At 64.0% G+C, this 20,522-nt stretch carries 21 protein-coding genes; 11 read left to right on the forward strand and 10 right to left on the reverse strand.

Features of this window, described 5'->3' with window-relative positions; all coding sequences use genetic code 11:
* Positions 1–53: 53 nt before the first annotated feature.
* From ACFQU1_RS07060 to ACFQU1_RS07075, 4 genes are all read right to left on the reverse strand, one after another.
* Positions 54–884, reverse strand: coding sequence for a hypothetical protein (locus ACFQU1_RS07060; RefSeq protein WP_378130739.1), 831 nt, complete (start codon positions 882–884; stop codon positions 54–56).
* Between the two features lie 254 nt (positions 885–1,138).
* Complete coding sequence (locus ACFQU1_RS07065) at positions 1,139–1,414, reverse strand: SemiSWEET family sugar transporter (RefSeq protein ID WP_378130740.1); 276 nt, start codon at positions 1,412–1,414, stop codon at positions 1,139–1,141.
* A gap of 236 nt (positions 1,415–1,650) precedes the next feature.
* Entirely contained in the window at positions 1,651–2,343 is a 693-nt protein-coding gene (locus ACFQU1_RS07070; protein WP_378130742.1) for a methyltransferase domain-containing protein, read from the reverse strand.
* 138 nt (positions 2,344–2,481) lie between these two features.
* Positions 2,482–3,003, reverse strand: a complete 522-nt coding sequence (locus ACFQU1_RS07075; RefSeq protein WP_378130744.1) for a hypothetical protein — start codon at positions 3,001–3,003, stop codon at positions 2,482–2,484.
* A 232-nt stretch (positions 3,004–3,235) separates the two neighbouring features.
* On the opposite strand from ACFQU1_RS07075, the gene uvrB reads away from it, so the two are divergent.
* The 3 genes from uvrB to ACFQU1_RS07090 all read left to right on the forward strand — a co-directional run bounded on the left by uvrB (position 3,236) and on the right by ACFQU1_RS07090 (position 7,459).
* Positions 3,236–5,905 (forward strand): excinuclease ABC subunit UvrB, encoded by a 2,670-nt coding sequence (gene uvrB / locus ACFQU1_RS07080; RefSeq protein WP_378130746.1) that lies wholly within the window; start codon positions 3,236–3,238, stop codon positions 5,903–5,905.
* Between the two features lie 246 nt (positions 5,906–6,151).
* Positions 6,152–7,039 carry a hypothetical protein gene (locus ACFQU1_RS07085; RefSeq protein WP_378130749.1) on the forward strand — a complete coding sequence of 296 codons (888 nt, stop codon included), beginning with the start codon at positions 6,152–6,154 and terminating at the stop codon, positions 7,037–7,039.
* Positions 7,040–7,459, forward strand: coding sequence for a hypothetical protein (locus ACFQU1_RS07090; RefSeq protein ID WP_378130751.1), 420 nt, complete (start codon positions 7,040–7,042; stop codon positions 7,457–7,459). It begins immediately after the preceding gene.
* A 100-nt stretch (positions 7,460–7,559) separates the two neighbouring features.
* Here ACFQU1_RS07090 and ACFQU1_RS07095 read toward each other — a convergent pair whose 3' ends face one another.
* Positions 7,560–8,555: a Tim44 domain-containing protein gene (locus ACFQU1_RS07095; protein WP_378130753.1), complete on the reverse strand. Its 996-nt coding sequence runs from the start codon at positions 8,553–8,555 to the stop codon at positions 7,560–7,562.
* Positions 8,556–9,106: 551 nt separating this feature from the next.
* Between ACFQU1_RS07095 and ACFQU1_RS07100 the strand changes: the two genes are divergently transcribed.
* The 5 genes from ACFQU1_RS07100 (at position 9,107) to ACFQU1_RS07120 (ending at position 13,090) form a co-directional block, all read left to right on the forward strand.
* Positions 9,107–10,135, forward strand: a complete 1,029-nt coding sequence (locus ACFQU1_RS07100) for an extensin family protein (RefSeq protein ID WP_378130755.1) — start codon at positions 9,107–9,109, stop codon at positions 10,133–10,135.
* Between the two features lie 252 nt (positions 10,136–10,387).
* Positions 10,388–10,822, forward strand: coding sequence for a hypothetical protein (locus tag ACFQU1_RS07105; RefSeq protein WP_378130757.1), 435 nt, complete (start codon positions 10,388–10,390; stop codon positions 10,820–10,822).
* A 113-nt stretch (positions 10,823–10,935) separates the two neighbouring features.
* Positions 10,936–11,553 carry a ribonuclease T gene (locus tag ACFQU1_RS07110; protein ID WP_378130759.1) on the forward strand — a complete coding sequence of 206 codons (618 nt, stop codon included), beginning with the start codon at positions 10,936–10,938 and terminating at the stop codon, positions 11,551–11,553.
* Positions 11,550–12,413: a 23S rRNA (adenine(2030)-N(6))-methyltransferase RlmJ gene (locus ACFQU1_RS07115; RefSeq protein ID WP_378130761.1), complete on the forward strand. Its 864-nt coding sequence runs from the start codon at positions 11,550–11,552 to the stop codon at positions 12,411–12,413. Before ACFQU1_RS07110 ends, ACFQU1_RS07115 begins: the two co-directional genes overlap by 4 nt.
* Positions 12,414–12,484: 71 nt before the next feature.
* Positions 12,485–13,090: a glutathione S-transferase family protein gene (locus ACFQU1_RS07120; protein WP_378130763.1), complete on the forward strand. Its 606-nt coding sequence runs from the start codon at positions 12,485–12,487 to the stop codon at positions 13,088–13,090.
* 201 nt (positions 13,091–13,291) lie between these two features.
* Here the strand turns inward: ACFQU1_RS07120 and ACFQU1_RS07125 are convergent, their stop codons facing one another.
* Positions 13,292–14,026: an outer membrane protein gene (locus tag ACFQU1_RS07125; RefSeq protein ID WP_378130765.1), complete on the reverse strand. Its 735-nt coding sequence runs from the start codon at positions 14,024–14,026 to the stop codon at positions 13,292–13,294.
* Between the two features lie 370 nt (positions 14,027–14,396).
* Positions 14,397–15,113 (reverse strand): outer membrane protein, encoded by a 717-nt coding sequence (locus ACFQU1_RS07130; protein ID WP_378130767.1) that lies wholly within the window; start codon positions 15,111–15,113, stop codon positions 14,397–14,399.
* 399 nt (positions 15,114–15,512) lie between these two features.
* Here ACFQU1_RS07130 and ACFQU1_RS07135 point away from each other — a divergent pair, with 399 nt between their 5' ends.
* Together ACFQU1_RS07135 and ACFQU1_RS07140 are read left to right on the forward strand one after the other, a co-directional pair.
* Positions 15,513–16,313: a glycosyltransferase family 2 protein gene (locus ACFQU1_RS07135; RefSeq protein ID WP_378130769.1), complete on the forward strand. Its 801-nt coding sequence runs from the start codon at positions 15,513–15,515 to the stop codon at positions 16,311–16,313.
* Complete coding sequence (locus tag ACFQU1_RS07140) at positions 16,310–17,065, forward strand: SDR family oxidoreductase (protein ID WP_378130771.1); 756 nt, start codon at positions 16,310–16,312, stop codon at positions 17,063–17,065. Before ACFQU1_RS07135 ends, ACFQU1_RS07140 begins: the two co-directional genes overlap by 4 nt.
* Here the strand turns inward: ACFQU1_RS07140 and pgeF are convergent, their stop codons facing one another.
* From pgeF to lgt, 3 genes are read right to left on the reverse strand one after another with little or no spacing between them, the layout of a single operon-like run.
* Positions 17,066–17,854: a peptidoglycan editing factor PgeF gene (pgeF, locus tag ACFQU1_RS07145; protein WP_378130773.1), complete on the reverse strand. Its 789-nt coding sequence runs from the start codon at positions 17,852–17,854 to the stop codon at positions 17,066–17,068.
* Between the two features lie 13 nt (positions 17,855–17,867).
* Positions 17,868–18,974, reverse strand: coding sequence for a class I SAM-dependent methyltransferase (locus ACFQU1_RS07150; protein WP_378130775.1), 1,107 nt, complete (start codon positions 18,972–18,974; stop codon positions 17,868–17,870).
* Positions 18,971–19,855, reverse strand: a complete 885-nt coding sequence (gene lgt, locus ACFQU1_RS07155; protein WP_378130777.1) for a prolipoprotein diacylglyceryl transferase — start codon at positions 19,853–19,855, stop codon at positions 18,971–18,973. Before lgt ends, ACFQU1_RS07150 begins: the two co-directional genes overlap by 4 nt.
* 192 nt (positions 19,856–20,047) lie before the next feature.
* Between lgt and ACFQU1_RS07160 the strand changes: the two genes are divergently transcribed.
* Entirely contained in the window at positions 20,048–20,326 is a 279-nt protein-coding gene (locus tag ACFQU1_RS07160; protein ID WP_378130779.1) for an accessory factor UbiK family protein, read from the forward strand.
* Positions 20,327–20,522: the final 196 nt, after the last annotated feature.

Genomic DNA, 20,522 nt, shown 5'->3' on the forward strand with positions numbered 1-20,522 from the left:
CTTGTCGCCCTCCGTTGAATGCGAATGCTGCGCCCCAGCCTTGCGCAGTCAGCTTATTGGAAGCCCTTGAACGTCAGACGCAGCATGGCCGCCGCATCGAGTTGCCCTGCGCTGCTCGCCGTCACGGGAATCGAATAGCCGACGCGCGTGTCGATATTGGCGTCGAGCCAGCCGCGGTCCGAGTGGAAGATGCGTGCCGACGCAGCGACGCTCGGTTTGACAGTGGTGCCCCAGCGCGAGGCATTGTCGGGCTGATAGGTCGAGTTCACGGCAACCTCGGGCGTCACCCGCCAAGCGCCATCGTCTTTGCCGCGGCGCAGGCCGAGGCTCACCGCGAAGGCCTGGCTTGGCGTCCCCTGCACGTCCACGCCGCCCGAGGCGGAGCCGCCCCAGATGAACCCCTGCGTGGACTGCGGCGCCTGACGCGTCAGGGCCCAGTCCATACGTGTACCCTGGTGACCCCACCGTCCGTCGTCGCTGGCAACTTCAGTCGACAGGCTGAGCCCCGGCATCGGCCCCACGACCATCCCGACCGCCTTCTCCGTAGGCTGCGGAACGGCGGGTAGCGGCAGGGTGGGCTTGGACGCGCTGACTCCACGGACCAGCGGCGAGACGTTCCATGCGGCCGTCGCGCGGGACGTCTTTCGCCGGCCGGTATAGGGTGTCAGTGAATTGAGGTCGGGCAATTCGAGTTGCTTCAGCGTCTCGTCGTCCATCCACTGGAGCAGCGGTTCGGCAACCGTCAGTTCAGCCAAGCTCGGCATTTCGAAGCCTGCATGCGGCGTCCGGCCGGCGGCGGCGGCTGCCGGTGTCTGCCCGTTCGCCGCCGGCTCCTGCGCCAGGGCGGGTGCGACTGGCCCGATTGCCCAGGCGGATAGCGCCAAGCAAGCGCCAAACAGGCGAGAATACCGCAAAACTCGCATTGATCGCGCCGACCCCACACAGCTCATGTCAATGTCGCAGTGATCGTTTGCGGGCCAGATCAACAGGCCCCGAACACCCCCGTACAGCCCTCACGCTAGCTGTCCAGCCATGGGCCCTTCCGTGCGCTGCCGCACGCCCGACCCGGCTCGTTACGCTGCACTGCAACACAAATCGCCGGAAGCCGCAAGGCAGATGCAAGGAAAAGTTAGGGCGATCAGCCGAAGCGTAGCTTTACCTGCAGGATGAGCAGCGTCAGCAGCAGGGTGACGGCGTTGGCGCCGATCAAGGGCCAACTCGCCACCAGGATGCCATAGAGCAGCCAGAAGAAGACGCCGGCCGCGAAGGCGACTTGCGTGGCGAGCGACAAGGCCCGCGTCTCACGCGTGCGGATCACCCGGACGGCTTGGGGAATCCAGCACAGCGTCGTCAGCAGCGCAGCAAGGGAACCGAGGAACTCGGTAATGATGGCATCAGTGAGGATGATTGGCATGGACGACAGTCGAAATTGCAGCTCCAAGCGAGCCGATAACTTTCTGCCATACTCATCTGTGTCGGGCAATAGTTTCCCATAGATAAAATGTAAAAAAATATAAACCGATTTTATCCCCCCTTTACTTATGTAAAACAAGTTAATTCTCGAACTATCACTGAGCAAATATTGTCGCACTGTGCGATCATGCGGCAATCGTCACCCGATACGCCTGCAAAGATGCCGCTTCGTTCCGCTCAAATGCGCAGGTCCGCCCTTCGCACAGCGAATATGCTGGTGCCGCTAAACCCGGACCAGAGGTGCTGCGGAATATTGGCTTCGCGCAGCACGGCCTCCGGAAATGCGCGGGTGGCGTCGAAGACGGGATCGATGTGGAAAATCATGCCGAGCGTATCGGCGATGAAGCGCCTGCCGAAATGCCGGCGATGGCCGTGCAGGCCGAAGCGCGCCGGATCGACCGTCTCCGGCCTTGTGATCTCCTCCCAATAGTCATCGCCGACGATGGGCACAGAGAACAGCATCACGCCGGTATCAGTGAGGGCGCGGGCAAGCTGCACCAGCACCACGGTGTAATTGCAGGCGATATGCTCGAGCACGTGGTGGTGCAGGATGAGGTCGAAGCTGCCGGCTTTCAGCGAAAAGCCGTCGCGGCAGAGATCGAAGGCGGCGACGGCCACGCCCGCGTCGGCATAGCGTTCTGGGTCGATATCCACGGCGCGGTAATTCTCGCCGCCAATGGCGTGGAGCTTCGCCGCGAGGCCCCTCTCCGGCGCGAAATGGAGAATATGCGCACCCGGATCAAGGTTGAGCCGGTCGATATGCAATGCCGCCATGCGCGTGCGCTCCAGCGATCCGCATTGCGCGCAGCGCACGGCCGGCCGCTTGGCCATATCGACGAAAACGCTGCCGCCACAAATATTGCAGTGCATCGGGCCTCTCATGGCCGGCGGTTCGGACCGGCCTAAGCGTAACCCAATGCCCGGCGTCCATGTGAGATGGCAAGCGGGAAAGTGGGACGTGTCGCACCCTCGTTGCCCGCGCCGCTCTCTCCCGGCTCTCGCGATCGATCAGTGCCTGCCGAGCAGGCCCCGCAGCACGGGCCCCATTTCTCCGTAGACCACCGGTGCTTCCCGCTCGCATGCGAAGCCGTGGGCGAGCTCATCCGCGGCGCGGCGTGCCAGAACATTGGCATTGGGGTTGGCGCGCGCATCCACATAGGCCACATGGCAGACCCGCCCGGGCGACAGCCGCGTGACCACGAGGAGGCTCGTGCTCAACTCCTCCGAACGAACGGACCAGCGCTGAATGGTAGCGAAAGGTGAACCGCCGTCCCGACGCCATTCGATCGTGCGGCCGACGTCCGTGAAAGCCGGAAAGCGCTGCCGCGCGGCAGGCTCGGCCTGCGCCTCGCCGGCCGTTCTGCCGAAGGACACCGTCTGGCGATCATCCTCGTCGTTCACGAGCACGAAATAGCCGTCTCGCCCGCGGCAAAGCTGAGTTGTCCCGTAGACCTGCCGTCCCACATGGGTTCTCTCGACGGTGCGGCAGGTTCTCGCATCCAGCTTGCTGTAGCTGCTGTCGAGAGCCATCGCCACGTCTCCTTCCAGGGGCACGAGACCACCGAAAAAGAGGAGCAGCCCATTACGGAAAAGCGCAGCGACTTTGGTTACATTCACTTGACGCATATCGTCCTCGGCACTCGATTACGGGTCGAGGACTGTTTGAAACGCAGGAGCGCCTGTCGCGGGACGCGCGGCCGGAGATGTCGCAGACCATGCCCTCGTCTTTTCCTGGCCGCTATTCCGTACCATATTGGGAACCATGAGCCGTTCCCCCAAGACGCCCCGCTCCAAGGCCGCGAAACCGGCGGTCCAGCCGCTAGACCCCTTCCTCGCGGATCTCCTCAATCCGGCGATCAATCGCGGCCGGGCCGGTCCCGGCGGCTCGGCATCCGGTACGGGCGAGACGGCCCCGCGCGGCTTCGAGGAGATGCCGCAGGCCGGCTTCGATGCCGGCGTAACGGCCTGGGAGCCCGGCGCCACGGCGCCCGTCGGCCGGGCCCGCGGTGGCAAGCGCGGCGCGCCCGGCGCCGCGACCACGCCTGCCGATCCAGAAACCTCATCCGGCGTCTCGGCCACCGTACAGGCACTGTCGGCGCTGCTCGAAAGCGGCAACCCACTTTTCAAGCACGGCAAGCTGTGGACGCCGCACCGGCCGCCCCGGCCGGAGAAATCGGAAGGCGGCATTCCCTTCCGCATGCAGGCGGATTTCGAGCCGGCCGGCGACCAGCCCGCCGCGATCGCCGAACTCGTCGACGGCATCCGTCGCGGCGACATGGACCAGGTGCTGCTCGGCGTGACCGGCTCGGGCAAGACCTTCACCATGGCCAAGGTCATCGAGGAGACGCAGCGCCCGGCCCTCATCCTGGCGCCCAACAAGACGCTCGCGGCCCAGCTCTATGGCGAGTTCAGGAGCTTCTTTCCCGACAACGCAGTCGAATATTTCGTCTCCTACTACGACTATTACCAGCCGGAGGCCTATGTGCCTCGGTCGGATACCTATATCGAGAAAGAATCCTCCATCAACGAGCAGATCGACCGCATGCGCCACTCGGCGACGCGCGCCCTGCTCGAGCGCGACGACGTGATCATCGTCGCCTCCGTATCCTGCATCTACGGTATCGGCTCGGTCGAGACCTATACGGCCATGACCTTCTCGGTGAAGGTGGGCGAAACCATCGAGCAGCGCCAGCTCATCGCCGACCTGGTCGCTCTGCAATATAAGCGCACGAGCGGCGACTTCGGCCGCGGCACATTCCGCGTGCGCGGCGACGTCGTCGAGATCTTCCCCGCCCACTATGAAGATCGCGCCTGGCGCATTTCCCTCTTCGGCGACGAGGTCGAATCGATCGTCGAGTTCGATCCCTTGACGGGGTCGAAGACGGCGGACCTCGGCTTCGTCAAGGTCTATGCCAATTCGCATTATGTGACGCCGCGCCCCACCCTCCTCCAGTCCATCAAGGGCATCAAGGAGGAGCTGAAATGGCGGCTCGATGAATTGCACCGCATGGGGCGGTTGCTCGAGGCGCAGCGGCTCGAGCAACGCACCACCTTTGACTTGGAGATGATGGAGGCGACCGGCGCCTGCGCCGGCATCGAGAATTATTCGCGCTATCTCACCGGCCGCAGGCCAGGCGAGCCGCCACCGACCTTGTTCGAATATCTGCCGGACAATGCTCTTGTCTTTGCCGACGAGAGCCATGTGACGGTCCCGCAGATTGGCGGCATGTATCGCGGCGACTTCCGCCGCAAGGCAACGCTTGCCGAATACGGCTTCCGCCTCCCCTCCTGCATGGACAACCGGCCGCTCCGCTTCGAGGAATGGGACGCCATGCGCCCGCAGAGCGTGCATGTCTCCGCGACCCCGGGCTCCTGGGAGATGGAGCGCACCGGCGGCGTCTTCGTCGAGCAGGTCATCCGCCCGACCGGCCTCGTCGACCCGCCGGTCGAGATCCGCCCGGCCCGCAGCCAGGTCGACGATCTGCTCGGCGAGGTGAAGGAGGTTGCCGCCCGCGGCTACCGCAGCCTGGTCACCGTGCTCACCAAACGCATGGCCGAGGACTTGACCGAATATCTGCACGAGCACGGCGTGCGCGTGCGCTACATGCATTCCGACATCGACACCATCGAGCGCATCGAGATCATCCGCGATCTCCGGCTCGGCGCCTTCGATGTGCTCATCGGCATCAACCTTTTGCGTGAGGGCCTCGACATTCCCGAATGCGCGCTGGTCGCTATTCTCGATGCCGATAAGGAGGGCTTTCTGCGCTCCGAGACCTCGCTGATCCAGACCATCGGCCGCGCCGCCCGCAATGTCGACGGCCGTGTCATCTGCTATGCCGACAAGATCACCGGCAGCCTGGAGCGGGCCATGGCCGAGACGGGCCGGCGCCGCGAGAAGCAGCTCGCCTACAACGCCGAACACGGCATCACGCCGCAGTCGATCAAGAAGAACATCGGCGACATCCTCGATTCGGTTTATGAACGCGACCACGTCCGGGTCGACACCGGCCTTTTGGCGCCTGCCGCCGCGGGGGCCGGCCACAATCTGAAGGCAGTGATCGCCGATCTCGAAAAGAAGATGCGGGAGGCCGCCGCCAATCTCGAATTCGAGACCGCCGCGCGCTTGCGCGACGAAATCAAGCGCCTGCAGGCGACCGAGCTCGCCATTGCCGACGACCCGCTCGCCCGCCAGGAAGAGGTGGAGGCCAAGGCCGGCCGCTTCGCTGGCCAGCGCAGATACGGCGCCAAGGCCAATCAACCACCCGCCGATGAGGAGGGGTCGGCAACGCGCGCGCGCAAACCGACGCTCGACGAAATGGGCCCCCACAACCGCGAAATCCCGCTCGGCGCCGAAGAGTTCAAGCCGCGCCCGCCCGGCGACTGGACCGCCACCGCCAAGGTGAAAAAGGGTGGGAGACGGCGGCGGTAAATCGCCCGGGGCCGCAATAATTACGGCCAATCCGCAAGCGGCCCGCGGCGACGGCCCGTCTCTGCGAGCTGAAAGCGAACAGTTCCGCAGTTGAGCATTTCAGAGCCTGACAATCAGAGATATTTTTTGCGGGTAAGTACTAACCAATGATACTCATTTCTTGAGATTATATATTTGTAATATACAATTGCCAGTTGAACTATGACATGTATATGAGTATCCTGCTTCTTCAATGGCAGGACATCGATGAAACGCCCGCGAATCTACATTCTCGACAAGACTGAGAAATTAACTAAAGATAATAATAAAACAATCGCAGACATAATAGAAGAATCTGTATACGACTGGAGTAAATTTATATCAATACAAGAAGAACTCACTCTTTCTATCACGATAGAGTCCTCTTTAGGAGACGCAATAGCCAACACAGAGGTCGAATATACAGTTCAAGTCGGCAGTATAGGGGAGCATAAAGTCGTCACATCAATCCCGGCGTACAAGGCGACAACTGGGACGGATCTTAACGGTGACGCACCAGATATAAATATAAATTTCACCTATTATATGGTAGAACGCTGCCTCAAAGGCGACTTTAAAGCTTTTAAGGCAACATGCCTTCACGAGCTCGGCCACAACTTCGGAGTACACGAGCAAAAAAGATATAACTTCTATGATGCGATTACAGTATTTGATAAATATACCATACATGGCCCATATGGACATGAGTTTCATGGGCCAAATACGAAAAAAATCGCAAAGGACGGCGTTCCATTATCAGCGTCGACAGGAACACATATCGCGTCAAACTTCGCTGAAGCATTCCAATCGCCTTTGGGCGCGGCGCTTCAGCGCGGAACCTCTTCTTCGCTCAGCGAGCTGGACGTGAGAATTGTTTCCGACTGCGGCTTGGCAACCGATTTGAACGATGTGATCCCGGTGGGTCATTTTCCCGGCCAAATCGATGGCCGGAAAGGCACAGATACGGTCATCATCGATGGTGATGCCGGCTCCTACATTGTCTCCTCCCGGGAAACGGATTGGGTCGTCGCGCACTACCGTGGAGATTATGAAATAGAGCTTCGCAACGTCGAATTGCTGCAGTTCCGGGATGGGAAGTTGCTGCTGGACAATTGAATGGCATCGGCGACCGGCACGGCCGACCGCGTTTTTCCTGATTGTGAAGATCCGCCCGATTGTACGACCGCCCGCGAACGGCATAGGCTGCGCTCCGGCTTTCATGTGTGGAGAAAAGCGCCTATGACGTTTCGCCACTCTGTCCTGGCGGCCGTGAGCATTGCCGCAGGCCTCGGTTTTCATATCGATCAGGCAGAAGCCCAGCAACGCATTGAAGCCGGACAGCGAAGCTGTTCAGCGCTGCAAAACCTCGTGCAGCGCAACGGACATGTCCTGCTCTACACCGGTCCCTATCTCTACGACACCTATGTCACGAGCTGCGGTATCCGGCAGAGCCAGGTCCCGGCCTATCTTCAAAGCCGCGACAATCCGCAATGCCTCGTCGGCTACACCTGCGGGCCGCTCAACGGCGGCAACTGACGCCCACTGATCGCATCACGCCCGCATCCGCGGCGTCGCGCACAAAAAAACCCGGGTGGTCCGTGACCACCCGGGCATGTCTTATCCCGTCTTCCGCCTGTCAGGCCTGCTGAACAGCGGCGACCATCCACTGCCCGCCGCGGGCGCGGCGGAAGGTCCAGAGTTCAGTCGCCTCGACGGGCTCGGTCGCATTGCCCTCGACGATCCGGCCGGTCTCGCGCTCGACGACGGTGTCGATCAGCGAGAAGCGCATGGCGACGGTCGCATAATCGGTGTCGCCCTCACGCCAGGATTCGGCGAGGTCGCCCTGCAGCAGCTTGACGTCTGACAGGCGGTTCACCTGCCCCTGGGAGGCCATCTCGGCCAGATCGTCGGCCATGAAGGACACCACCTCAGGCGTCGCAAACCGCCTCAGTGCATTGAGGTCCTCATTGGAATAAGCGGCCTGCACCTCGCCCAGCCTACGCTCGAAGGTCTCGAAATCGGCCGCATCGATGCCGATGCCGTCAACCGGCTGCGTCGGATTGCGCGGCGCCGCAGAGCCGCCGCCGAGACCGCCCATGCCCGAACCGCCCATGCCCGCGCCGAGTGCAGTGCGCGGCAGCGGGCCGGCGCCCGCCATCGCGGGCTCCTGCCGGCGCCGGAAGAAGCGCATGGCGAGCGCGATGACGCCAACAATGAGGAGCGCCTGCAAGAGAAGCCCGATCAGCGAGCCGAAGCCCGACATGCCGCCGAACAAGCCGCTACCGGAGAGCAGGCCAAAAAGACCGGCGCCCAAAAGACCGCCCATCAGCGCGGTGCCGAAACCGCCACCGAACAGGCCGGGGCGCGAATTGGCGCGCATGCCCGGTTGTGCCATTCCGGGTTGGTTCATGCCAGGCTGAGCAACGCCCGGCTGGGTCGTAGAGCGTTGCAGCGGCGCGGCCTGGCTCGGCGCGGTTGCAGTCGGCGGCGGGGCGCTGTAGCTGCGCGTGCCGCGACTGCCGAAGCTGCCGCCGCGCCCCATGCGGGCCTCAGCCACGCTGACTGCGAGCGTCAAAGCGACGGTCGCTATCGCGAGAAGGCGGCCATGACGGCCGAAAGACATCAAACTCATCACCGACAACCCCTCTGGGAGGCTTGCGCCTCGATACTCGGTTGATATGGGGAACCACGCCCGTCCGAACAAGACGATCCAAGCCCGATCCGCGATGCGGATGCAGGTGACGGACGACATGCTGACGACCGACATGCCGTCTCCGGACCGCGGCCCCCGGTCCGGAGACGATTCGATGCGATCGGCCCTACTGCGGCACGACGAGATAAGTGAAGGGCGGCAACTAGGCCTGCAGGAATGCGAGGATACCGACGAGGCAGGCGAGTGTGATCGAATGCCAGCAGCGAGTTGATCTTTCACAGGCCGCCGAACATGAGGTCCGATCCCATGTCCGCTCTCTCAAGGCGCGCCTGGTCAGCCGAGCGGGTGACGAAGAACGGTAGAGTGCCCCCTCTCCCCATGCGGACCAGCACAACCCTGAGGTGCATCGGCTGAATGCCGCCCGTCCTCTCGCGATGCAACGCGTTGATGATCCGTTAGGAAAATTCCGTGCATTCTCTCCACTAGATCTGCGCTTTTTTCCACTCGATGACGCGCGCGGAGTGTTGCGTATGGCGCGCCCGATTGGTCCGCTTTCCCGGAAGGTCATTGTTGCGGCGCTGCTTTGTGCGGCTGTGGCCGGTTGCGGCCTCTTCGCCATCGAGCAGCGTGCCGCTTGGCGCGGCCAGGCCGAGGAGGCCTGCCTCGCTTCAAGGCAGGTGCAGGCTTCCGCCTATGTCCAGCCGATGCGCGCGATGTCCGGCCCCGGCGTCTGCGGGATGGATCATCCCTTTCGCGTCACCGCCTTTGCCGAAGGCAGTGTCACGCTGACCTCGCGCGCCACCCTCGCTTGTCCCGCCATCTCCACGACCGATCGCTGGCTCGCCGAGATCGTGCAGCCAGCCGCCATGCTCTATTTCGGCTCACCCGTCGCCAAGATGAATGCCGGGTCCTATTCCTGCCGTTCCATGAACAATCAGGCCGGTGCGTCGCGATCGGAGCATTCCTATGGCAATGCCGTCGACATCATGTCGCTCAGGCTCGTCGACGGGCGCGTCATCGATGTCGAGAAGGGATGGCGCGGGGCGCCCGCGGAGCAGGAGTTCCTCCGGGAGATCTTCGTCGGCGCATGCCGCTATTTTTCCACCGTCCTGGCGCCAGGGTCAGACCGCTTCCACTACAATCACCTTCATCTGGATCTCGCCCGCCACGCCAAGGGCCGCAAGATCTGCAAGCCCATCCTGAAATTCACGCCGCGCATCGACCCGGACAATCCAACCCCGGTTTATGACCCGCAGGCGGTGAGCGGATTAGGCGGCGAGAGCTATCCGATGACGCAGCCAGCATCAGGCATCGATGCGGCCGACCCGCAGCTGCCGGCTGCCCCGGAGCTCGAGGGCATGACGAGCCATGACCACGGCCCCTTGGAGGAGGCGCCGATCTCGCTCGCCCCCGCTGCCTCGCCGTCGCCGGAATTCGGGAGCCCGCCACAACGGCCGGTCGCCGCACGTTATTCCCCATCGCCCGTTCCGCCGGTAGCGCCGCCCGTGCGCAGTTGGGGCGACGCGGGTTTGCGGCCCCCTGGCCTCGTCGGACGCTGATAGGTTCTCTCGAGCCGGGAGCGCTCACGCGCCGATGAGCGTGTAGACATCTGCCCTTGGAATGGCCGACAGGAGCGCCAATCCCATCAAGCCCCTGGTGCCGGCCAGGACACCTCGAAGAGGGGCGGATACCCGACCTGTGCCGGTAGGCTGTGTCGCGCAATATTAGAGCGTGACTGTGGCTTAGCTGCGCTTGACCTGGCATGCGGCTTTCCGCATGGTCGGCAGATCCATGTTGGCGTCGGAGTTACCATGCGCAGGTTGATCGCCGTTCTTCTGGTCCTCGCTGCGGCGAGTTCTCCGGGTCTGGCCGAACAGCGGATGCCGCTGGATCTCGATCCCATCCCCTTGCCGAGTTCGCTGCCGGCCTGCGATTCGGTTGCCGTTCTGGGGAAAATCAGCTCGGAATTCGCCAGCAAGGAATCCGAATACTGGCATTCCAACCTGCAGCTCGCATTCTTCGAACGCATCCGGATGATCGCCTGGAAGCCCTGGGGCGAGGACTTCGTGCCACGGCGGTTCTGCAAGGCGGTATCGCTCGTCACCGATGGCGTGAAGCGCGAGGTGATCTATTCGGTGCGCGCCGGCCTCGGCGGCATCGGCCTCACCTGGGACGTCGAGTGGTGCGTGCGTGGCATCGATCGTGGCTGGAGCTACGCGCCCTGGTGCAAGATGGCGCTGCCCTAGGCCCCAAGGTGCGACGCAAGGCAGATCAGGCGACGCGGCCGGCGGCCCGTCTGGCGAAATGGCCGAGGCGCCTCGCCGCTGCGATCCTGGTGTCGCTTGCGACGATATCTGTCATGTCAGCTTCCACCGCCACTGCGCAAAGCGGCGGTGAACGTAAGGGCGCTCGGCCCGGTCAGTTTGATTTCTATGTGCTCGCCCTGTCCTGGTCACCCGGCTTTTGCGCGCTCGGCGGTGCCGAGAAGAATCGCAAGCAGTGCGACAGTGAACTCGGCTTCGTCGTGCACGGCCTTTGGCCGCAATATACCAGCGGCTATCCAAGTGAATGCGCGACCTCCGCGACGCAGCCATCACACGCCGCATTGGCAGCCACGGCAGGCGTCTACCCGGATCTGGGACTTGCCCGCTACGAGTGGCGCAAGCACGGCACCTGTTCCGGCTTGAGCCCGACCGACTATTTCGCGGCCGTACGCAGGGTACGCGAGGCGGTTGTCATACCGCCCGCGATCGCGACGATGAACCAGGACGCGACCTGGACGCCGATCGATCTGGAGCGGGCTTTTGTCGCCGCCAATCGGGGCTTGCGCACCGACATGATGTCGGTTTCCTGCCGCAGGGGCGTGCTCAGCGAAATACGCATCTGCTTCACCAGGGACCTGCGCGGGTTCCAGACCTGCCCGGAGCTCGACCGCCGCGGCTGCCGGGGCGGCTCCGTGAAGCTTCCGGCCCCATGAACTACCGCCATGGCTATCACGCCGGCAATTTCGCCGACGTGATGAAGCACGTGCTTCTGACGCGAATCCTGGCTCACCTCCTGAAGAAGGAGACACCTTTTCGTGTCATCGACACGCATGCCGGCATCGGGCTCTATGACCTGGCCGGCGAGGAGGCGAGCAAGACCGGGGAATGGAGAGGCGGCATCGGCCGCATGGAGGAGCCGTTCACCGACACGGTCGAGGCCCTGCTCGCGCCCTATCGAGAGGCCGTCGCGGCGGCGCGCCTAGACAATCCGCAGGACACCGCGCAGCACGATGCGATGGCTTATCCCGGTTCACCCCTGATCTGCCGGTCCATGTTGCGGCGTCAGGACCGCGCCATCTTGATCGAGCGCCATCCGCAGGATGCTGCGCGGCTCATCCGCCTCTTCGCGCGCGACCGCCGGTTCAGGGCGCTCGAGCTTGATGGCTGGGTTGCCCTGCACGCCATGATTCCGCCGAAGGAGCGCCGCGGCCTCGTGCTCATCGATCCGCCTTATGAAGAACCGGGGGAACTCGCCCGCCTCGGACGAGAACTGGTGCGGGCGCAGCGCAAGTGGCAGACTGGCATCTTTGCCGGATGGTATCCGATCAAGAACCCAGTCGATGCAGATCAACTCGCCGCAGGGCTCGCGGCCGAGATCCCGGCGGAGGCACTGCGCCTCGAACTCATGGTCGACACCCCGACCGATCCAGCCCGGCTCAATGGATGTGGGCTCCTGGTGATCAACCCGCCCTGGCGGCTCGCCGAGGAGGCGGACGTCCTTTTGGCCGCGCTTGCCGAGCGGCTGGCGCGCGACGCCGTTGCCGGTTTCCGCTGCGAACGGCTCGGCCGTTGACGTTATTCCGCCGGACCTCCAGCGGCTCATCGCTCGCCTTGCGGTTAGGCGGCTCACAGAAGGACACTGTCATGCTGATACTGCGTTCCTCGCCGTTTTCTCCCTTCGGCCGCAAGGTGCAGATAGCCGCCAACGTGCTCGGCCTTGGCGACCAGATCGAGGTGGTGGCTGCCGATACCGCGGACCCGCGGGATTCGATTCGCCGGCAAAATCCGCTGGGAAAGATCCCCGCGCTCGTCCTCGAGAATGGGCAGGTACTCTATGATTCGCGCGTGATCACCGACTATCTCGACCATCTCGCCGGTGGCGGCCGCATCATTCCCACGGGCGAGGCGCGCTATGCGGTTTTGGTCATGCAGGCGCTCGCCGACGGCATCCTCGATGCGGCGCTCCTCGCCGTCTATGAAAAACGCTGGCGTGAGCCCGACATGCACGCGCCGAAATGGCTGGCACATCAGGGCGGCAAGATGGAGCGCGGCTTGGCCGTTCTGGAGGAGACGACACCGGCAGCACCGGGCGCCATCCCCGATGTCGGTCAGATCGCAGTCGCCTGTGCGCTCGGCTATCTCGATCTGCGTTTCGAGGGTGAATGGCGCTCGCAGCACCCCCGTCTCGTCGAGTGGCTCGACGACTTCTCGGTGAAGATCCCCGCCTTTGCGGCAACCCGTCCGGCCTGAACGGCTCGCCATCGTAAGCCCGGACACCGGTCCGCGCTCACGCCTTCCGACCCATGCCCCCGATTCTCCACACGACTTCCGGGGGTAAGGGGCTGCCGCCTCTGGCCTGGACCGCGGCGGTATTCACGAGCGAGCTGGCTTCTCAACGAAAAAAGCCGGCGGGTTGCCCCGCCGGCTTCATGTTCTCTAACCGAGCTTGGATTAGAAGCCGGAGAACTTGTAGTTGAGACCAGCGCGGACGACGGCGAACTCCGTGTCCTTGCGGTTGTTGTAGACGCCGGAGAAGATGTTGCCGTCTTCTTTGCCGAGGTTCACATAGAGACCCTCGACCCGGGCCGTCAGGTTGTCGGTGAAGGCGTATTCGAGACCACCACCGAGCGTCCAGCCGGTGCGGACGTCGTCACCGTTGTCGTAGTAGTAGCCGTCATAGTAGCCGCCGCTGCCGTTGCCGCCGCCGCCGTAGGCAAAGCCGCCCGTGGCATAGATCAGCGCGCGGTCAATGGCGAAGCCGAGGCGAGCGCGCACGGTGCCGAACCACTCGATGCCGTGGCTGCCGTAGCCGGCGCCGTAGTTACCGGCGTAGTACGAGCCGTTGTCGTCGGAGTTCAGGTCGGCATACTGGATGTCGGCCTCGACACCGGCAACGAACTGACCGAACTGGTAGTTGTAGCCGATCTGACCGCCGCCGACGAACCCGCCGTCGTTGCTGTCGGTACCGGCATAGCCGACGCCCGGGATGAACACTTCGTCATCGCTGTTGGTGTTCCAGCCATAACCGGCGTTCACACCGACATAGAAGCCGGTCCAGGTGAAGATCGGCACGACGATCGGCGCCACAGGAGCAACCTGGCGGCTCGGGAGGTCAGCCGCGAAGGCTGCGAAACCGGAAGCCAAGAGACCTGCGGTAGCCACGCCCGCAAGAAGAACCTTCTTCATCACTCACTCCTTTTTTCTTCCATCAGGCGTTTCAGGGGCGCCCTGGAGTTGTTCTCTTGTAACCCAACCCGGGCTCCGCGTCTGTTGCAAGCCGGCCACAGCAAACTTAATGATATGTGGCGAGACGATGGCAATCCGCCGCCAGAACGGCGGCGAATGGTTAACAGAAATTAGGAGTGATTAATATCCCCGCTCAAAGGCCGGGGAATGCCGGACCAATTCGTTAACGAAGCGCGAGCTTAGCACTTTCCGGACGACCAGCGAATGCTCGCGATGCGCGGGGATGAGCTCGCTCACCCCCGGCAAAGCCCCGAGCCACGGTTACGGAACCGTGAACGGGTACAACTCTACTGACGTACCGCCGCTTCGCTTAGAACTTATAGTTCATGCCGGCGCGGACGATCGAGAAGGTCGCGTCCTTGTTGCTATAGCCGCTTTTTTCGCTCGAAATCGAACTGCTGTTCAGCGGATTGAGCTTGGCATAGAGATATTCGCCCTTGACGCTAACATTGTCGGTCACGGCGTATTCGACACCGCCGCCGACGACGAGACCGCCGAGATAGGAGGTGCGTTTCGACGTTTCGACGTCAAAACCGCCGGCGTCGCTCGTATCTGTCACGCGCTGGCTCGACTTGGCGACGCCGTAACCCGCAGTGCCGAACACGAGAAGGCGGTCGAAGGCATAGCCGATCCGGCCCCGAACCGTGCCAAGGCCGCTCAGCGTCTGCTTCAATGTTCCATTATAGCCAAGGTCCTTTTGCGTGACCGTCGCTTCTCTGGATAATGTCAGCATCTGCACGTCGGCTTCGACACCGAGAACGACTTGGCCGAGCTGGTAGTTATAGCCGACCTGAGCGCCGCCCATAACGCCACCCTTGGACTTCTCGGAGAAGCTATAGCCCTTCTCCTTGAAGCCTTGCCGGTCTGCCTCGCCATAGCCACCGCCACCGCCACCGCCACCGAAGAACGGATCCGCCTTCTTGCCGCTCGCGAAGTCGTAACCGAGGTTCACACCGGCATAAAGGCCGGTCCAGGTGAAGATCGGCGGCGCCACGACGACCGGAGCGATCGGTGCGCTGTTTCGCAACGGGAGATCTGCAGCCGAGGCCACCCCCGCCAGCGCGCAAACGCCAAAGGCGATGCTGCATGTAACGCTCGCAATACGTGAATACCCTTGCATACATATCTCCGTGAAATTTGATCTGCAGAATAATTCGCAGATGTCCCGCTCCGGATACGCTCCAACCAGGGACATCTTCATTCAGGTATAAGCATCGTTATTCATGTTTGCGCAACAAAAACCAAGACGTACTATCGATATACTTAGAAGATATAGACGATATGGAAGCCGCCACGCATCAGACGGCAAGATCTTGAGAGTATTTCCGATGGGCAGCTCACCTTGCGGGGCCGCCTCGGAGGCGACGCCCATCGGCATTCATGCTGGAAATCTTGCGGGTCGCTGCAGACCGTGCCTTAAAGCAGCATGCCAACGCCGCAGCCGCTTCCTCTGTCCGTGTTCATCATCGCCCGCAACGAGGCCGACCGAATCGCGGCAACGATTCGCGCCGTCCGGCATCTGACGGACGATCTTCTGGTCGTTGATTCGGGCTCGGATGATGAGACCGTCGCCATTGCGGAGGAGCTCGGCGCCCGCGTCCTTTATAATCCCTGGCCCGGTTACGGCCCGCAGAAGCGCTTCGCCGAGGAGCAATGCCGCCATGACTGGCTGTTGAACATCGATGCGGACGAGGTGATTCCGTCTGATCTCGCGGATGAGATTGCGGCGCTCTTCACCGCCGGCGAGCCCGGCGCCGATGCCTATGAAATCCGCATCGCCGAGATCTTCCCGGGCGAGGGCCGCCCGCATCCGCTCGCCTATGCGCTCGCCCCGGTCCGCCTCTACCGGCGCGACATGGGCCGCTATTCGCCCTCGACCGTGCACGACCGGGTCGAGCTCGTGCCGGGCGCGCGGGTGAAGCGGCTCAAGGGCACGATCCATCATTTTTCGGTGCGCTCGCTGGGCGATCAGCTCGCCAAGCTCAACAGCTATACCGATGCCCTCGCCGACGACCTCGATGTCCGCGGCCAGCGTGTTTCGACCTTGCGCCTGTTCCTGGAATTTCCTGCTGCCTTCATCAAGGCTTATATTGGTCGCCGGCACGCGGTGCGTGGCCTCTACGGTTTCATGACGGCCATGAATTTCGCCTTCTACCGCTATCTGCGGGTCGCGAAACACATCGAACGGCGGCTGCTCGCCCGCGCAAAGCGGGAGGGGCGGCTGTGACGAACGAGGTCGCACTCGTCACAGGCGGGGCCCGGCGCATCGGCCGGGCCATTGCGCTCACCCTCGCTCGCGCCGGCTATGCGGTCGCGGTGCATTATGGCCGGTCGGGCGCCGAGGCGCAGAGTGTGGTCGATGAGATCCGCCAGGCGGGCTCCCGCGCTGATGCCTTCGCCGCCGATCTCGCGGCCCATGACGCGCCGACGCGGCTCATCGAGGCCGCCGATTCGGCGCTCGGGCCGGTCACCCTTCTCGTCAACAGCGCCTCGCTGTTCGAGCCCGACACGCTGCCGGCGCTCAGCGAAGATCTTTGGCAGGCCCATATGACAGTCAATCTGCGCGCGCCCATTTTCCTGGCGCAGCAGATGGCGGCCCGCTTGCCGGCCGGGCGCAGCGGCGCGATCGTCAACCTGCTCGACCAACGGGTGCGCAAACTCACGCCCGATTTCTTCTCCTACACCTTGGCCAAGGCGGCCCTCGCCACGGCCACCTGCACGATGGCGCAGGCACTCGCACCGCGCATCCGCGTCAACGGGGTGGCGCCTGGCCCTACCCTGCCCAGCAAGCGGCAGACGCCGGAGGTTTTCGCGCGTCAAAGGGCCGCGGCCCTCCTCGGTCATGGCCCCTCGGTCGATGAGATCGCCGAGGCCGTGCTTTATCTCGCGCGCGCCAGGAGCATTACCGGCCAGGTCCTCGCGGTGGACGGCGGGCAGCATCTCGTCTGGCGGACCCCAGACGCCGAGGTCGGCGAGTGATCAGCCGGTCAGGGCAATGGCCGCGATCAGCCGGCCGTAATCGGGTTCACCGCGGTGCGTCGCCCGGCGGTAGCTGAAGAAGCGGTCCTCGTCCCCATAGGTGCAAAGGTCGAGATCGGCGAATCGCCCGACTCCGGCCGCCGTCAACCGCGCGCCGATATAGGCCGGCAGATCGAACATGCGATGGTCGGCGCGGGTTGAAGGCGTAAAGAACCTGGCATTGTCCGGATCCGCCTCCCTGAAGCGGGCGGTGAATTCCGGCCCGACCTCATAGGCCGCACGGCTGATGGTAGGGCCGAGCACCGCGGTCACGCGCTCACGTTTCGCGCCGAGCCGCTCCATCGCGGCGAGCGTCGCCTCGCCAACGCCGGTGAAGGCGCCGCGCCAGCCCGCATGGGCAGCGCCCACCACACCCGCCTCGGCATCCGCAAACAGCAACGGTCCGCAGTCGGCACTGGAGACGCCGAGGGCGACCCCGGGGCGTTTGGTCACCATGGCATCGGCCCGCGGCCGCTCGCCTTCCGGCCAGGGCTCTTGCACCGTGACGACCTCGGGTGAATGGATCTGGTAGAGGCCGAGAAGATGCTCGCGCTTCAGGCCGAAGCGCGCCGCCATGCGGTGCCGGTTCTCGGCGACCGCATCAGGGTCGTCGGCCGAGCCTGCGCCGCCGTTGAGGCTCGCATAGATGCCGCCCGACACACCGCCCTGCCGTGTGAAGAAGCCGTGGATCACCCCGCTCAGGCGCAGAGCCTCGGCCTCGATGGCAACGGCAATGGACGTATCGGTCATGACGGTACTCGCGTTACGGCGAAAAGCCCGGCAGGGGCGGTAGGGCGGGATGCGCGAAGGCGGCCACCTTGAAGAGACGGCCCATGCCCGCCTCTGTTCTAGCGCCTTCCCCTTTCCCATTGGTTTCATCGCCGACAAGGCGGGCGAGCGCCTCGTCGATGGCAGCCGTAGCGGCGGCATCGCGATTGCGCTTCAGCACCGCCGCCCGCTCCCGGATGCCGAGGCCTGCGAGAAAGTCGCCCTGCGACACCGGGCCATGCACGGCAAGCCCTGCCTGCCGCGCTGCCCGGCCGAACAGCGCGAAATCGACATGGCTCGTGAGATCGGCTTCGCCGGGGTCAGCCAGCACATCGATATAGCGATGCTGGCGCACCGCCTGCAGGGTGTCGCCGAAGCCCTGCTCCGTATGGCCGTAATCGATGGCGACGAGCACCCCGCCGTCGCGCGCGAGCCGTGCGCCGAGTTCGGCCAGGAGCGCGAGCCCGTCGCGCGGCAATTCGAGCACAGCCCCGACTGGCGCCGCCGTCGTGATCTCGCGGGTGGGCTCGGCATCGAGGCCGAAGACGAGGGCGCCGTCCTCCCCGAGCCCGACGCGGCGCTCGCACCAGCCGGCCGGCGTGCGCACGAACTGTCGCACCGGCAGCGCGTCGAAGAATTCGTTGGCGAGGATGATGGATGGCCGTTCCGGCAAGGTCGCCACTGTCCCGTGCCAGGAGACGCCTTTCTCCCCGGCGAGCGTCGCCTGCTGGCGGGGGCGCAGCACCGGGCTCGTCTCCACGAGATGGATATCGAGAGCGTCGCGGAAGGCCGGCATCACGCGGGCGGCGCGCAGCGCATCGGCCATCAGCGTGCCCCGGCCCGGGCCGAGTTCCACGAGATTGACCGTCGCCGGCTCGCCCATCAGCCGCCAGGTCTCGGCCGCCCAGAGCCCCAGAAGTTCGCCGAACATCTGCGAGATCTCGGGCGCGGTGACGAAATCGCCGCTGGCGCCGAAGGGATCGCGCGTCATGTAATAGCCGTAACGGGGATGGCCGAGGCAGTGCGCCATATAGGCCTCCACCGTCAGCGGCCCCTCGACGGCGATGAGGCGCTTCAGTTCGGCGGCGAGTGGCGTCGTCACGCCGGCGCGTCCTTGACCGGCGCAGCCGCCTCCGCGTCCGGTGCAGGGCGCCTGAGGGCGCGAACGATCAGGATGAGGCCGGCGATGAGCACGGGTATCGACAGGAGCATGCCCATGGTCACGCCGCCCTCGAGCGCGCTGACGTTCTGGCCGAAGAGAAAGCCGAGCTGCGGATCGGGCTCGCGGAAGAATTCGCAGACCGAGCGGGCGATCGCATAGCCCACGCCGAAGATGCCGGCGACGAGACCGGGACGGCGATAGCCGACGATGCGTACGGTGAGCCCGACGACGATGAAGAGGAGAAGGCCTTCGGCAAAGGCTTCGTAGAGCTGGCTCGGATGGCGCGGCACCGGCCCGCCGGACGGAAAGACGATCGCCCAGGGCAGATCCGCCGGCGCCTGGCGTCCCCACAGCTCGTCATTGATGAAATTGGCGATACGGCCGAGGAAGAGGCCGATCGGCGCAACCGTCCCGGCGAGATCGAAGATCGGCAGGATGGGCAGACGCCGCGCCCGCGCAAAGAGGATCATCGCCACGATCGCGCCGGTGAGGCCGCCGTGAAACGACATGCCGCCGCGCCAGACGGTGAAGATTTCGCTCGGCGCATGCAGGTAGTAGCTGAAGTTGTAGAACAGCACGTAACCCAGCCGGCCACCGAGGACGACGCCGAGCGCGATATAGACCAGCAGATCGTCCAGATCGGTGGCGCTCGGCCGTTTGACGGCGCCCCAGAGCGTAGGCCGGCCGACCAGGCGGCGCATCAGGAGCCAGCCGCCGACGAGCCCCACCACATAGGCGAGCGCATACCAGCGAATGGCGAAGGGGCCGATGGCGACGATCACCGGGTCGATGACCGGAAAGGCGAGAACGAAAGGTGTCACGTCGACCTGAACCCCTTGCACGACCGCGGCAGCGGACCGACCTAGGGCCTTGCGCGGCGCGCCGACACTGTCAATCCCGAGACCGGCCGGTCAAGCCGTGATATCGAAGGCGAGAGGGAGCTTGGAAATCCCCGGGCCAACGAGCGGCATCGAGCGAATTCCGCCTCCATCGCATGCAATGAGGTTCTTATCATGACGCAGACCACGGGCCGCCTCTTCGATGACGTCGCCCGCCTCTTTTCGGACGCGGCCGGTATGGCGGAAGGTGCGCGCCGGGAGGCCGAGACCATTTTGCGCGCGCAGATCGAGCGGCTATTGCGCGGCATGGATGTCGTTACACGCGAGGAATTCGAGGCCGTTCGGCAGATGGCGATCCTTGCACGCGAAGAGAACGACCGGCTGAAAGCCCGGCTGGACACTCTGGAAGCGCGACTTTCCGCCGCAGATCCTGGCACGACACAGGGATTGTGACGGCGTTTCCACATGCGCAATTCTCGTTGCAGTGATGCAATAATGCAACGAGTCTTCGGCAAGACTTGTGGACGGCGCCCAAGGAGCAGTTGTGCCGCGAGGGCGAATCCCGGAGCGTCCGTTCCGTCTTCTTGCGGTGGGACTCATGCGGGATATAGTCAATCAGACAAGTGATTCGCTCGATGGCGGAGCCTCG

The organism is Chelatococcus sp. GCM10030263, assembly GCF_042666455.1.
GTDB lineage: Bacteria > Pseudomonadota > Alphaproteobacteria > Rhizobiales > Beijerinckiaceae > Chelatococcus.

What these genes read in the sequence shown, in the direction of transcription:
- ACFQU1_RS07065 (WP_378130740.1), bottom strand. Translation starts at nt 1,414, where the DNA reads ATGCCAATCATCCTCACTGATGCCATCATTACCGAGTTCCTCGGTTCC.
- ACFQU1_RS07100 (WP_378130755.1), top strand. Translation starts at nt 9,107, where the DNA reads ATGGCGCGCCCGATTGGTCCGCTTTCCCGGAAGGTCATTGTTGCGGCG.
- ACFQU1_RS07115 (WP_378130761.1), top strand. Translation starts at nt 11,550, where the DNA reads ATGAACTACCGCCATGGCTATCACGCCGGCAATTTCGCCGACGTGATG.
- uvrB (WP_378130746.1), top strand. Translation starts at nt 3,236, where the DNA reads ATGAGCCGTTCCCCCAAGACGCCCCGCTCCAAGGCCGCGAAACCGGCG.
- ACFQU1_RS07120 (WP_378130763.1), top strand. Translation starts at nt 12,485, where the DNA reads ATGCTGATACTGCGTTCCTCGCCGTTTTCTCCCTTCGGCCGCAAGGTG.
- pgeF (WP_378130773.1), bottom strand. Translation starts at nt 17,854, where the DNA reads ATGACCGATACGTCCATTGCCGTTGCCATCGAGGCCGAGGCTCTGCGC.
- ACFQU1_RS07095 (WP_378130753.1), bottom strand. Translation starts at nt 8,555, where the DNA reads ATGAGTTTGATGTCTTTCGGCCGTCATGGCCGCCTTCTCGCGATAGCG.
- ACFQU1_RS07070 (WP_378130742.1), bottom strand. Translation starts at nt 2,343, where the DNA reads ATGCACTGCAATATTTGTGGCGGCAGCGTTTTCGTCGATATGGCCAAG.
- ACFQU1_RS07105 (WP_378130757.1), top strand. Translation starts at nt 10,388, where the DNA reads ATGCGCAGGTTGATCGCCGTTCTTCTGGTCCTCGCTGCGGCGAGTTCT.
- ACFQU1_RS07110 (WP_378130759.1), top strand. Translation starts at nt 10,936, where the DNA reads ATGTCAGCTTCCACCGCCACTGCGCAAAGCGGCGGTGAACGTAAGGGC.
- ACFQU1_RS07090 (WP_378130751.1), top strand. Translation starts at nt 7,040, where the DNA reads ATGGCATCGGCGACCGGCACGGCCGACCGCGTTTTTCCTGATTGTGAA.
- ACFQU1_RS07135 (WP_378130769.1), top strand. Translation starts at nt 15,513, where the DNA reads ATGCCAACGCCGCAGCCGCTTCCTCTGTCCGTGTTCATCATCGCCCGC.
- ACFQU1_RS07160 (WP_378130779.1), top strand. Translation starts at nt 20,048, where the DNA reads ATGACGCAGACCACGGGCCGCCTCTTCGATGACGTCGCCCGCCTCTTT.
- ACFQU1_RS07125 (WP_378130765.1), bottom strand. Translation starts at nt 14,026, where the DNA reads ATGAAGAAGGTTCTTCTTGCGGGCGTGGCTACCGCAGGTCTCTTGGCT.
- ACFQU1_RS07075 (WP_378130744.1), bottom strand. Translation starts at nt 3,003, where the DNA reads ATGGCTCTCGACAGCAGCTACAGCAAGCTGGATGCGAGAACCTGCCGC.
- ACFQU1_RS07085 (WP_378130749.1), top strand. Translation starts at nt 6,152, where the DNA reads ATGAAACGCCCGCGAATCTACATTCTCGACAAGACTGAGAAATTAACT.